Annotated in this window: 11 protein-coding genes and 2 pseudogenes; 11 read left to right on the top strand and 2 right to left on the bottom strand. The window is 68.7% G+C overall.

Going from position 1 to position 12,113, the window contains the following annotated elements; genetic code table 11:
• Positions 1 to 10: 10 nt before the first annotated feature.
• The 7 genes and pseudogenes from JWQ81_RS12000 (at position 11) to JWQ81_RS11970 (ending at position 6,570) form a co-directional block, all read left to right on the top strand.
• Complete coding sequence (locus JWQ81_RS12000) at positions 11 to 1,594, top strand: hypothetical protein (RefSeq protein ID WP_297540647.1); 1,584 nt, start codon at positions 11 to 13, stop codon at positions 1,592 to 1,594.
• Positions 1,595 to 1,615: 21 nt separating this feature from the next.
• Complete coding sequence (locus JWQ81_RS11995) at positions 1,616 to 2,389, top strand: ESX secretion-associated protein EspG (protein ID WP_297540645.1); 774 nt, start codon at positions 1,616 to 1,618, stop codon at positions 2,387 to 2,389.
• Positions 2,390 to 2,547: 158 nt separating this feature from the next.
• Positions 2,548 to 2,856: a hypothetical protein gene (locus JWQ81_RS11990; RefSeq protein WP_297540643.1), complete on the top strand. Its 309-nt coding sequence runs from the start codon at positions 2,548 to 2,550 to the stop codon at positions 2,854 to 2,856.
• A 76-nt stretch (positions 2,857 to 2,932) separates the two neighbouring features.
• Positions 2,933 to 3,211 (top strand): annotated as a pseudogene (locus tag JWQ81_RS11985) (WXG100 family type VII secretion target); the annotation flags it as partial.
• A gap of 1,473 nt (positions 3,212 to 4,684) precedes the next feature.
• Positions 4,685 to 4,900, top strand: a pseudogene (locus JWQ81_RS11980) (transglycosylase SLT domain-containing protein); the annotation flags it as partial.
• A 116-nt stretch (positions 4,901 to 5,016) separates the two neighbouring features.
• Positions 5,017 to 6,189: a pyridoxal phosphate-dependent aminotransferase gene (locus tag JWQ81_RS11975; RefSeq protein ID WP_297540641.1), complete on the top strand. Its 1,173-nt coding sequence runs from the start codon at positions 5,017 to 5,019 to the stop codon at positions 6,187 to 6,189.
• Between the two features lie 207 nt (positions 6,190 to 6,396).
• Complete coding sequence (locus JWQ81_RS11970) at positions 6,397 to 6,570, top strand: hypothetical protein (protein ID WP_297540639.1); 174 nt, start codon at positions 6,397 to 6,399, stop codon at positions 6,568 to 6,570.
• Positions 6,571 to 6,625: 55 nt separating this feature from the next.
• On the opposite strand, the gene JWQ81_RS11965 is transcribed toward JWQ81_RS11970, so the two are convergent.
• Entirely contained in the window at positions 6,626 to 7,210 is a 585-nt protein-coding gene (locus tag JWQ81_RS11965) for an HAD family phosphatase (protein WP_297540637.1), read from the bottom strand.
• Entirely contained in the window at positions 7,207 to 8,175 is a 969-nt protein-coding gene (locus JWQ81_RS11960) for a GntG family PLP-dependent aldolase (RefSeq protein ID WP_297540922.1), read from the bottom strand. Before JWQ81_RS11960 ends, JWQ81_RS11965 begins: the two co-directional genes overlap by 4 nt.
• Before the next feature lie 206 nt (positions 8,176 to 8,381).
• On the opposite strand from JWQ81_RS11960, the gene JWQ81_RS11955 reads away from it, so the two are divergent.
• From JWQ81_RS11955 to purB, 4 genes are all read left to right on the top strand, one after another.
• Positions 8,382 to 8,891, top strand: coding sequence for a SigE family RNA polymerase sigma factor (locus tag JWQ81_RS11955; RefSeq protein WP_297540635.1), 510 nt, complete (start codon positions 8,382 to 8,384; stop codon positions 8,889 to 8,891).
• Positions 8,884 to 9,597 (top strand): hypothetical protein, encoded by a 714-nt coding sequence (locus JWQ81_RS11950; RefSeq protein ID WP_297540633.1) that lies wholly within the window; start codon positions 8,884 to 8,886, stop codon positions 9,595 to 9,597. Before JWQ81_RS11955 ends, JWQ81_RS11950 begins: the two co-directional genes overlap by 8 nt.
• Before the next feature lie 28 nt (positions 9,598 to 9,625).
• A complete protein-coding gene (locus JWQ81_RS11945; RefSeq protein WP_297540631.1) occupies positions 9,626 to 10,219 on the top strand; it encodes a TetR family transcriptional regulator in 594 nt (197 codons plus the stop codon).
• A gap of 92 nt (positions 10,220 to 10,311) precedes the next feature.
• The gene (gene purB, locus JWQ81_RS11940) at positions 10,312 to 11,742 is read left to right on the top strand and encodes an adenylosuccinate lyase (protein WP_297540629.1); all 1,431 of its coding nucleotides are present in this window, start codon (positions 10,312 to 10,314) and stop codon (positions 11,740 to 11,742) included.
• Positions 11,743 to 12,113: the final 371 nt, after the last annotated feature.

Below are 12,113 nucleotides of genomic sequence, written 5' to 3'. Positions count from 1 at the left end.
GAGGGGCCGCGTGGACATCTCGACCTTTGCCGAGCGCATCCGCGATCAGCGATTCGACGGCTACACCGACACCGGCCTCGCCGACGAGATCGTCAAGTTCCAGGGCGGCGACGGCATCGGCAGCATCAGCGGCGCGGTCGACGCGCTGAAGGCCGTCGCGTCGGCGCTCTCCGATACCGACCTCACGCTGCGCCGCGAGCTGGGCAAACTCGGCGTCGACTGGCAGAGCACGGCGGGCGGCAAGGCCGGCGAGGTGTTCACCGAGAAGGCCGGGTTCTCCCAGGACGCCAACGACAAGGTCAACCACGCCGCGGAGATGATCTTCGCGCAGGGCGAGGCGTTCAACCGCACGCTGTACAAGCTCCCCGACCCCGAAACGGTCAGGAAGGGCGCCGGCGGGCTCACCCTCGGCGACTCGCTCGTGAGCCTCATCGGGTTCGAGACCGATCACGCCGCCCAGGTCGCCGCGGCCAACGACGCCCGTGGGCAGACGCTCGAAGCGCTTAACAGCTACGCCAGCGACAGCGGCGACTACCTGTCTTCCGCGCAGACCATCGGCGACCCGCAGAGCCTGCAGCTCGCCGGCGGTGGCGGCCAGGACCCGATGTCGCTCGGCGGGTCCGCGGTCGACCTCGGCGGCAGCCCCGGAACCCCGGTCGGCGGCACCGGCGCCACGGTGGCCGCGCACACCAACACCCCCGCGAGCCCGCCCACCACGCCGTTCCGGGCCCAGAGTCACGTGGTTGCCGCGCCGCACGACGCCCCGACGCCGCCGATGGGCCTGCCCGTCCAGGCGCCACCACCCAGGCAGACCGCTCCACAGCCTGGCGGGACAGCGCCGAGTTCGGCGACCCCGCCGAGTTCGGCGACCCCGCCGTCCACGGTGACTTCTCCGGTGACAGGCGGCACCGGCGGCTATCCCGTCGCCGGCGGCATGGGCTCCACGACGGCCCCGCCGGAGTTCGCGCGTCCAGGAACGGGCGTTGCTTCGGGTTCGCCGATCAGTGATGTGCTCGGCAACGTTTCAGGTGCGACGTCCTCGGGCGCCGGCGCTCTCAGCGCGATGCCGGTCAGCCGGAGCACGGGTGGCGCCAGTGGCGCTATCGGGAGCGAACAGGCACTCGGTCAGCCCAGGCTGATGGGCTCCGGTCCGCAGGCGCCCACCACACCGGTCCGGTTCAGCACCCCGATCGCCCCGGTGGCTGCCGGTGGCGCGTCGGCCGGAGAGCTCGGTGCGGGCGCGACGGCGATCGGAGCCGGCGGCGCCGGGGCGGCGGTCAGCGGGGAACGGGAACGGCAAGGCCGGGGGTTCGGCAGCACGGCGGCCGGCTCCGGACGTCCCACCACCCGGCTCCCGATCGGTGAACTGCCGGAAGAGGAAGCCACCGCCGCACGCAACGCCGGGAAGCTCGGCTCGCAGCAACCCGGCCAGAACCGGGGCTTCATGGAGCCTGCCGCGCCGCAGCACGGTGAAGGCGAGGACGACATCGCCCACGTTCGCCGGTTCGGTGTCGACGACAAGGACCTGTTCTCCGACCAGCGCCTGGTTTCGCCGGATCTGATCCGCGAAACCGGTGCTGAAGAAACCGACTGAGGGGAACGGCTGAGTCAGTCAATGGGGTCCTCGAACGACAGTCTCGTGCTGTCCGCACTCGAATTCGACATGCTGTGGGAGACCGAGCGGCTGCCGCCACGGCACGCCGCGCTCGACGTTCCGACGCCCGGCATGACCCACACCGAACGCGCGGACTTCGTCCAGCGGGCCTGGGATTCACTGGCCGCCCGCGGGCTCGCGCGCGGGCGCCGGGCCTCGGGCGACCTGATCGACCTGCTCAACCTGTTCGCCCATCCGAAGGCCGCCGTCGACGTCTGGGTGTGGACCGACCGCGAGATCAAGGGCCTCGCGGTGAGCGTCGGCGGCCAGGCGATGCTCGGCGTCGTCGACCGCGGCGAGGTGTGGCTCATCCCGGCGCGGGCGGACGCCCTGGCCGAGGCCGCGGTCTCGGTGACCGGGCAGCTCGATCCCGGCGTCGGGCAGACCGTCAGCCTGCCGCACCAGGTGCTCGTCGACGCCAACGAAGACGCGCAGGGCGACGCGAAAGCACTGGTCACCGCCCTGGAAGACCGTCAGGTTCCGCTGTGGCAGGCCCAGGAGGTGGCCGGGATGCTGCTCGGCCAGCAGACCCGCGGCCAGTTCGGCGTCCAGCGGCGCGGACGGGACGGCTCGGTGCGGCGCGCCGGGCGTGTGGTCGCGTTCTTCGACACCGATGCCGGCCGGTACCTGTTCCAGGTCGACCGCAACGCCGACCAGCGCGACTGGGCGACGATTACTCCCGGTGACAATCAGCTGCTCACCCAGCGGGTTCGGGAGCTGCTCGACGAAGTCTGAGACTTTCCGGGTGAGAGTTGGCCGGTAAGGCAGACGGTCAGCGGACGAAGTCCTAGAGTATTCGCGGGAACCGTCCCGATCATCACGACGTCCGAGTGGGCGTCCGATCGGGGCGAAACGCTCTTTGCACTGCTCTTGCACGAAGGGGATGACGGACCGTGCCTGTGTATGACCCGGACTCGATGGGGACCGTCGCCGGTCAGGTCGGCAAGCTGAAGGACGAGTTCGAGAAGTCCAAGGGCAAGATGACCGGGCACGAAGGCCCCGACAACCCGTTCGGCACCATGGGCGGTTCGAAGGACGTGCACGGCGCGATGGGCTCGGCGACGTCGAGGGTCCATGACGAGTTCGACGCCGGCGGCAAATTGATGTCCGCGACGAGCGACTTCCTGCGCCGCGCGGCGGGGCTCATGGACGAGACAGACGAGGTCGGTGCGTCGGACCTGAAGTGGCACGAGCAGTCGTGACCGTGCTGAATCCGTTTGACGACAACAACTGTGACGACGACAAGGGGGCGGCTTCGTGAGTGGTGATCGGGTGGGGATGCCGCCTTCGTGGGCGGATGTCGAGACGCAATCGGCGCAGGTCGAGAAGGTCGACCCGGCGTCGATCCAGAAGGTGGCCGACCAGTTCCACGACGCCGCGAAGAACACCGACGACCACAGCGCCGCGCTGCGGAACTCGACGAATTCGCTGTCGGGCGGGGTCTGGGAGGGCCCGTCGGCCGACGCGTTCTTCGGGTACGTCAAACAGATCACCGCCGCGGGCGACAAGGTCAAGGACCACCTCTCGCAGGTCGGCGACGACCTCGGGGTGCTGCAGGGCCAGCTCGCCGACATCAAGAACAAAGTCCAGACTTCGCACGACACGACGTTGAAGACGATCCAGAACAACAACACCAAGGCGACTTCCGCCGCCGATGCCGCCGATTCAGCCGCCGCCGAGGCGGCGAAGGACGACAAGCCCGCGCCCAGCCCGTCCTCCGCGGACATCATCGCCGCGGCCAAGGCCGCTGACGAAACCCAGGCCTCCCAAGCCAAGACGGACATCACGAACCTGCTCAAGCAGGCGGACGACCTGATCAAGAAGTCGCAGGACCTGATGAAAACCCAGGTCGAGGGCGGCTTCTCCTCGGTACCGTTGCCCAATCCCGACGGCACGGTCCCGCAGAGCACCGGCGGCATCCACGGCGGCGGTGGCGGCAGCGGCTCGCACCACCACGGTGGTGGCGGTGGCGGTGGCGGCGGAGGAGAGGGCGGCGGTGGTGGTGGCGGCGGTCTCGGCCCGAGCGGCGGCCCGCCCTCGAGCCCGCCCCCGGGCAACGTCCAGGGCTGGATCAGTGACGCCATCAAGATCCTGCAGGCCAACGGCATCCCGGTCACCGACGCGGACGTCCAGAAGATCTGGACCATCATCCAACACGAATCCGGCGGCAACCCGAACGCGATCAACAACTGGGACTGCGTGCCGATCGACACGATGATCCTGACGCGGCGGGGCTGGCTGAAGCACGACGAGGTGTCGGTCGGCGACGAGACGATCGGCTACAACCAAGTCAGTGGGTGTAGCGAGTGGACGCCCATTACCCGGGTGGTGCACCACGACGACGCCCGGCTGGTCCGCATGAGCACTACGCGGTGGCACGCGACCACAACCCCCAACCACCGCTGGCTGACCCTGCCGCAGCACACGCACTCGACGGAAGCGCGTTTTGTTGCCACAGAGGACGTTCGTAGCGGTGATCGGCTCTTGCTCGCTGCCCAGGCGAACACGGCGTCCAGCCTCGACATCACGGTGCGGGAAGCGGCGGTGCTCGGCTGCATGGCCGGTGACGAGGACGTCGAGACGCGGCAGCACCGGCTGGACTATGCCTACGCCCGAGACCTGCTGGCCCGCGTGGGGCATCCCAAGTCCGATGCGGTGTCCCAGGTTCTCGCGATGTCGACCGAGCAGCGTGCCGCATGGCTCGAAGCGATCACCGACGCTGAGGGAGCCCGGTATGCCAAGGTGGGTTATACGAAGCCGCAAGTTGTTCTGTACCAGGCACCGGGTGCGGTTCTCGAGGCCATGACGCTCGCCGTCTACCTAGCCGGTTCGCGGCCACGGGTCCTGGAAGTCGCACGCTCGGCGCGGCCGGAATCGTGGAGCCCGGAGTCGGCGGTCCACGCCAACAATCCCATCATCACCGGCGCTTTCCTGACCAGCGAAGACGCCGGGCGCGGGAATGTATGGTGCGTGACGACCGAGCTGGGCACCTGGACCGCACGCGAGGACGACCACGTCTTCCTCACCGGCAATTCGAATGCCGCCGCAGGTCATCCTTCAAAAGGCCTGATGCAGTGCATCGATTCGACTTTCAATTCAAATAAGCTGCCCGGCCACGACAATATCTATAACCCCGTGGACAATATTATCGCCGGGGTGAAATACAGCATCGGTCGCTACGGCGGCCTCGACAACGTCCCCGGCGTCAAGGCCCTCGCCAGCGGCGGTACCTACCGCGGCTACTAAGTGCACGTGTGTTTGCTTGCCGCGTACGCGTGTTCGCCTTCTACGGACGCGAGTTTGCGTTCTGTCGACGACAAAGATCACTGCGCGTCGGCCCGTTCCTCCCCTAGCCTGGCTGGATGGTCGACACTGCCGCGTTTTCCGGACCCGCTGCCAGAGCTGACGTCGCACCCTTCCACGTCATGGAGGTGCTCGCCGCGGCGCAGGCCCGGGAGCGCAGTCACGGTGACGTGGTGTTCCTTGCCGCCGGGCAGCCGACGGCGGGGGCGCCTGAGCTGGTCAAGGAGGCCGCCGCGAAGGCTCTGCGCGAGCACAACCTCGGCTACACCGTCCAGCTCGGCATCCCTGAGCTGCGGGAAGCCATCGCCGGGCACTACGCGCGGCGGTACTCGCTCGACGTCGACCCGGACGACGTCGTCGTCACGACCGGCTCGTCCGGCGGGTTCCTGCTTTCGTTCCTGTCCGCGTTCGAGGCCGGCGATCGGGTCGCGATGGCCCGGCCCGGTTACCCCGCGTATCGCAATCTGCTGTCCGCGCTCGGCTGCGAGGTCGTCGAGTTCGACACCGGCGAGCGCACCCGCTTCCAGCCGACGACAGCATTGCTCGACGAACTCGGCCCGATCAAGGGCCTGATCATCGCCAGCCCCAGCAATCCGACCGGGACGGTGCTGCCGGCGGGCGAGCTCGCCGCGATCGACGGCTGGTGTTCGTCGCGCGGAGTGCAGTTGATCAGCGACGAGATCTACCACGGGATCTCCTACGGCGGTGACGCGCTCGGCAGTGCCTGGCAGCACGGCCGGGAGTCGCTCGTGCTCGGGTCGTTCTCGAAGTACTTCGCGATGACCGGGTGGCGGCTCGGCTGGATGCTCGTGCCGCGCCGCCTGCACCGGGCCGTCGAGGTGCTCAGCGGCAACTTCGCGATCTGCCCGCCCGCGATCTCCCAGTACGCCGCCGTAGCCGCGTTCGAGCCGGAGTCGTACGCGGAGCTCGACGGACATGTCTCGCATTATCGGTCGAACCGGGACCTGCTGGTGGAGGGCCTCAACGGCATCGGGCTGACGCGGATCGCCCCGATCGACGGTGCGTTCTACGCCTACTTCGACGTCTCGGCGTACACCACGGACAGCCTGAGCTGGTGCCAGCGCCTGCTGGCCGACACCGGGGTCGCGATCGCCCCCGGCATCGACTTCGACCCGGTCAACGGCGGCAAGTTCGCCCGGATCTCCTTCGCGGGGGCGCGCGCCGACGTCGAGGAGGGCGTCCGCCGCCTGGGTGCCTGGTTGGGCTCGTGAGCGTTCCGGCCGGTTACTGCGCCCTGCGGGACACCCGCTCCCGGGCGAGCCGGAACGCTCACAAGCCGCGCTGGGTCAGGCCGTACCCGCTCAGGGGGAACCCCGGCTTAACCCTGAACGTTGTGCGGGGAAGAAGACGTTTCGGCTCGTCCGTGGGAGTCTGGTCCTAGCGAGCCCACCGCGGCTCGAAACATACGGAGGGTTGCCATGTTTCTGAAGATCGTGGGCGCACTGCTCGTCATCTGGCTGGCGTTCAGCGTGCTCGGGTTCGTTTTCCACGCGCTGCTGTGGATCGGGATCATCGGCGCCGTGCTCTTCCTGGGCACCGCTGCCGTTGGCGCGATCAAGGGCAAGAGTGACCCGAAGCGCATCCGCAACTGACAGTGTTTGTCGGAGTACCCGGGGTCAGCAGGGGTGACGAAGGCTCGACCCCGGGCTAGCTGGTCCACCCGGCCGCGTGTGCGGTGTTGACCCCGAGCCACCGGTGCGCCCGGATGCCGACGGCCAGCGCACCGTCCACATTGTACTGACGGTCGTCGAAGAACAGGCAGTCGCCGGGCTCGGCTTCGAGCTTGTCCAGCAGGATCTTGAAGATCTCCGGATCCGGTTTGGCACAGCCGAGGTCGCCCGAAAACACCAGCGTACGGAAGTGCCGCGCCCACTCCTGTCGTTCGGCCACCCGGCCGAACGACGAAGGCGCGTTCGACAGCAATGCGAGCGCGACACCGGCTTCGTCGAGCGCGGCGAGCAGCTCCCGGGTGGCGGGTTCGGTGTGCAGCCAGCCCTCGATGTCGATCGCGGTCAGAGCATCCGAAGTGGACTGATCGATGTCGACGCCGCAGGCCTTGCCGACCGAAGCCCAGTATTCGAGGTCCGAGCAGCCGCGGTCGTACGGGTCACGGCAGGCCCAGTAGTGCTTCTCGAACTCGTCCAGTTCCACGCCGATTTCCTTCGCCAGCGCGGGCAGTGCTTCTGTCCTCTCACTGATGACCTCGCCGTAGTCGAAGATCAGCCAGTTCATGCCGCACTCCCGTTTTTGATCCGCCGCAGCGTCTCGTCGATTTCGTCCGCGGAGACATCGCGGTGGGTGACGAAGCGGACCTTGCCCGCCATCGGCAGGGCGAGGACTCCCAGTGAGGACAGCCAGTTCAGCGCCATCGGCAGGTCCGGGACGCCGGCGAGCACGATGTTCGTCTCCGGCTCGTCGACTCGCCAGCCGAACTCCGCGAGCCCGGCCGCCAGCCGTCGCGCGTTGTCGTGCGACGCCGGGAGGTCGCCGATGCGGTCCAGTCCGACCAGGCACGCCGCCGCCAGCACGCCACCCTGGCGGACCCCGCCGCCGAGCATCTGACGCATGCGCCGGGCCTGTTCGATGAAGTGCGCGCTACCCGCGACGACCGAACCGACCGGCGCGCCGAGGCCCTTGCTGAAGCACGCCGACACCGAGTCCACCCCGACGGTCAGTGCGGCGGGCGGCACCCCGAGTGAGACGGCGGCGTGCCAGATCCGCGCGCCGTCGAGGTGCACCTTCAGACCGGCCTGTTTCGCGGTGGCGAGCAGTTGCGCGTGCTCGTGCGGCGGGATCACCGCGCCACCGGCCGCGTTGTGCGTGTTTTCCAGGCACAGCAACGTGGTTCGCAGCGCGTAGTACGGACCGTGCGCCGCGCCGATCGCGGCGGCGAGGGTGTTCTGCGTCGGGCGGCCGGGCCCGGCGTCGTGGTCGAGCGGGTCGGGCATCCCGCCGGCCAGCCAGGCGGCCGAGCCCAGTTCGTTCGTGAGGACGTGGGCGCCGCGGGGCGCCAGGAAGCGGTCGCCGCGTTTGAGGTGGACGCTCAGCGCGATCAGGTTCGCCATCGTGCCGCTCGGCGTCCACAACGCGGCGGGCATACCGAGGATCTTCGCCGCTCTCTTCTCCAGCGCCTCCATGGTGGGGTCGACGTCGATCACGTTGTCGCCGACCTCGGCGGTGGCCATGGCCTGCCGCATCGTGTCGTCCGGTCGGGTCACGGTGTCGGAACGGAAGTCGATCTGCGGTGCCGCGTGCAAGGTCACGGTTGGATGACATCACAGAAATCGTTCGCCTGGCAAACGGCCTGGCCATCCGGCTGGATTCTTTTGCCGGCCTGTGCAACCTTGGACGCCCCCGGTTCCGTCTACCCCCCGACGCGAAAAAGAGCGGAGCACACAGGCGCGTGGACCAGCGCGACGAACAGGAGTTCGCGGAGTACTTCGCGGCCAAGCGGGACTCCGTGCGCAGAACCGCGTACATGCTCTGCGGTGATTGGCATCGAGCGGACGATCTCGCCCAGACGGCATTCGTGGCCTTGCATCGGAGGTGGCTCAAGATCCGGGACCGGGGCGCGACCGACGCGTATGTCCGGAAGACGCTGGTCCGGGCGTCGATCGACGAATCCCGCCGCCCATGGCGCCGGGAGCGGTTCACTGACGAGCCGCCCGAGCCCGCGCAGTCTTCGCCGGGTTTCGACGAGCAGGTCGTCAACCGGCAGGACCTGCTCGAGGGGTTGCGGCAGGTACCGCCGAAGCAGCGCGCGGTGCTCGTCCTGCGCTACTTCGAAGGGCTCGACGTCACTGGTACGGCGAAGGCGCTGGGCTGCAGCGAAGGAAACGTGAAGAGCCAGACGGCACGAGGTCTGGCGAACCTGCGCGAGGTGCTGGGAGAGGAGGTGGAGGCGAATGGATGAGCGAGAGCTGAAGACGATCTTCGCCGATGCCGTCGGCGAACCGCCCCCGCCCGGCTTCGACATGGGCGACATCGCCACCGCCTCCGCGCGCGCTCGGGCACGTCACCGCTCGGCGATCGCGCTGGCGTGCGGCTGCCTCGTCCTGGTCCTCGCCGGACTCGGCGTCGTCGGCTACCTGGTGAACTCGCCCAGCAGTCCCGTCATGAGCGCAGCCAGCGCACCCGACCCCCGATCGGGTGCCGCCGGGCAACCCGGGATGGGGCCCGAGCGTCCCTCCCTCGGAGGGAAAACCCCAGACTTCCCCACCCAAAGCCCCATGCAGGGGGGCGATGGGCCAGGGAAGAACGGCCCTCGGGCCGAAAGCGCCTCCGGGTGCGACAAGGTTGACGGGGAGCTCGCCACAGCCCTCGCTGGCGAGCTCCCCGTCACCGTGAAAACGGCCGATGCCAACCCTGGTCGCGTGTGTGTGACGCAAGCACGTGCCGCTGGGTTCCGGATCGAGGGCGGTTGGATTTCGGTGTTGTTGGTGGCGCCGGGAGTCATCCTCGATCCGAGCGCAATTCCGATGGGCAGCGCGCGTTCCGAGGTGCTGGCAGCCGGCGGCGGCACCATCGACCTGATCAGCACCCCCGGGCCCGGCACGTCCGCGGCGCCGCTGGCCGACGACCTCCCCCGGCTCGCCGGAACCATCGCGTCGCACTTCTGAGCACACCGACCTGGCAAGATGGCGCTCCGTGACAACCGCAGCGAGCACTCCCAAGGGTGAGCGGCGCCGTGCCGCGCTCGTCGAGGCGGCTGCCATGCTCCTGGTCGAGGGCGGCTTCGACGCCATCCGCCACCGAGCCGTCGCCGAGCGTGCCGGTCTGCCGCTGGCGTCGACGACGTACTACTTCGACTCGCTCGACGAGCTGGTCACCGCGGCGGTGGAGCACCACGCCCGGTCCGAGGTCGCCACCGGTCACCAGCGTCTCGACGAGCTCGCCACCCGTAACCGCGGCGCACAGGCGCAGGTCGACCTCGTGCTGGACATGCTGCTCGGCCCCGTCCGCGAAGATCGCGAAGCGGACGCCGAGGCCGTCCTCCTGCGGTACGAACGCCTGGTCGCGACGGGCCGCCGCCCCTATCTCCGGCCGCTGATGCGCACCCTGTCCGTCGAGTTCAACGCGCTGCTGTCGGAGATCTTCGCCCGTTCCGGCACGCCGGTGGACGCCACCGAGCTGGAACGGCTCATCGCGCTGGTCGACGGCGCCGTCGTCAACGCGCTGATCGCCGTCGACCCCGACCCGCGGGCCGCCGCGACCAGAATGCTGCTCGCCGCTTTGAGCTGACCCTGGGTTCGTGAGTGTTCCCGCCTGCCCGGGTGCGGGTGTCCCGCAGGACACCGTAACCAGCCGCAACACTCACGAGTAATCTGCGGTACGTGACTGACAAGCCTCGCATCCCGAACGTGCTCGCGGGCCGCTATGCCTCGCCCGAACTGGTGTCCCTGTGGTCGCCGGAGTACAAGGTGCGGCTTGAGCGCGAGCTGTGGCTCGCTGTGCTCAGGGCGCAGGCGGAGCTCGGCGTCGCGGTGCCGGACGGGGTCGTCGAGGACTACGAGCGCGTGCTGGACCAGGTCGACCTCGCGTCGATCGCCGCGCGCGAGCGGGTCACGCGGCACGACGTCAAGGCCCGGATCGAGGAGTTCAACGCGCTCGCCGGGCACGAGCACGTGCACAAGGGCATGACTTCGCGCGACCTCACCGAGAACGTCGAGCAGCTGCAGATCCGCCGTTCGCTGGAGCTGATCCGCGGCCGGGTCGGCGCGGTGCTGGCCAAGCTGGCTTCGCTCGCCGTCGAGCATTCCGACCTGGTGATGGCCGGCCGTTCGCACAACGTCGCCGCGCAGGCGACCACGCTGGGCAAGCGGTTCGCGACCGCCGCCGACGAGCTGCTGGTGGCGTTCGACCGGCTGGACAACCTCATCGAGCGGTACCCGCTGCGCGGGATCAAGGGCCCGGTGGGCACCGCGCAGGACATGCTCGACCTGCTCGGCGACGAGTCCACATTGGACGAGCTGGAGGCGAGGGTCGCCCAGCACCTCGGTTTCGACCGGCTGTTCATCAGCGTCGGCCAGGTTTACCCGCGGTCGCTGGACTTCGACGTCGTGTCTACTTTGGTCCAGCTGGCCGCGTCGCCGTCCAGCCTGGCGAAGACGATCCGGCTGATGGCCGGGAACGAGCTGGTCACCGAGGGCTTCAAACCCGGCCAGGTCGGGTCCTCGGCGATGCCGCACAAGATGAACACCCGGTCCTGCGAACGCGTCAACGGGCTCGCCGTCGTGCTGCGCGGGTTCCTGTCGATGGTCGGCGAGCTGGCCGGCGACCAGTGGAACGAGGGCGACGTCTCGGATTCCGTGGTCCGCCGTGTCGCGCTGCCGGACTCGTTCTTCGCTCTCGACGGTCTGCTCGAAACGTTTCTCACGGTGCTGAACGAGTTCGGCGCGTTCCCCGCGGTGGTCGAGCGCGAGCTGAACCGGTATCTGCCGTTCCTCGCGACGACGAAGGTGCTGATGGCCGCGATCCGCGCCGGCGTCGGCCGCGAGACCGCGCACGAGGCGATCAAGGAGAACGCCGTCGCCGCCGCGCTGGCGATGCGCGAGAAGGGCCTCGCCGAGAACGACCTGCTGGACAGGCTCGCCCAGGACGAGCGGCTGCCCCTGGACCGCGGTGACCTCGACAAGTTGTTCGTCGATCGGATCTCGTTCACCGGTGTCGCGCCCCGGCAGGTCGACGCCGTCGCGAAGCGCGTCGAGGCAGTCCTCGAACGCTTCCCCGACGCCGCCCGCTACACCCCCCAACCCATCCTCTAACGCGTCCCACGGCAGGGCACTTTTGTGGTTCTGCTGCTCTATCCGTGGGTCTGCGATGGTCTCGGGTGTCGATTGACGTGGGCCGGTTGCGTTCTCCAGCGGCAAGGACCGGGGCGAGTGGGTACTCCCTTGCTGATCCGAGGGTCGGTTGTGTCGTGTCGGTACGCGGTGCAAGGCGTTGTCGGTAGCCGAGTGTGGGACTCGCCGATTTGAACGTGGGACTCGCGGGCGGTGAACGTGGGACTCGCAGGAGAGCCACTTTTGTACTTAGTGCCCTCGTTGAAGTCTCAAGGAGGGCGCTCTTGGACAAAAGTGCCCCTGGGGTGACCAAGGGCACGGGGGAGGTTTCATCCTTTGGGATGAGATTACTT

Source organism: Amycolatopsis sp. (assembly GCF_025464955.1).
In the GTDB taxonomy this organism is placed as follows: Bacteria; Actinomycetota; Actinomycetes; order Mycobacteriales; family Pseudonocardiaceae; genus Amycolatopsis.
This window is presented reverse-complemented; position numbering and strand designations above follow the sequence as displayed.

What these genes read in the sequence shown, in the direction of transcription:
- JWQ81_RS11975 (WP_297540641.1), top strand. Translation starts at nt 5,017, where the DNA reads ATGGTCGACACTGCCGCGTTTTCCGGACCCGCTGCCAGAGCTGACGTC.
- JWQ81_RS11970 (WP_297540639.1), top strand. Translation starts at nt 6,397, where the DNA reads ATGTTTCTGAAGATCGTGGGCGCACTGCTCGTCATCTGGCTGGCGTTC.
- JWQ81_RS11950 (WP_297540633.1), top strand. Translation starts at nt 8,884, where the DNA reads ATGGATGAGCGAGAGCTGAAGACGATCTTCGCCGATGCCGTCGGCGAA.
- JWQ81_RS11995 (WP_297540645.1), top strand. Translation starts at nt 1,616, where the DNA reads ATGGGGTCCTCGAACGACAGTCTCGTGCTGTCCGCACTCGAATTCGAC.
- JWQ81_RS11965 (WP_297540637.1), bottom strand. Translation starts at nt 7,210, where the DNA reads ATGAACTGGCTGATCTTCGACTACGGCGAGGTCATCAGTGAGAGGACA.
- JWQ81_RS11960 (WP_297540922.1), bottom strand. Translation starts at nt 8,175, where the DNA reads ATGCGGCAGGCCATGGCCACCGCCGAGGTCGGCGACAACGTGATCGAC.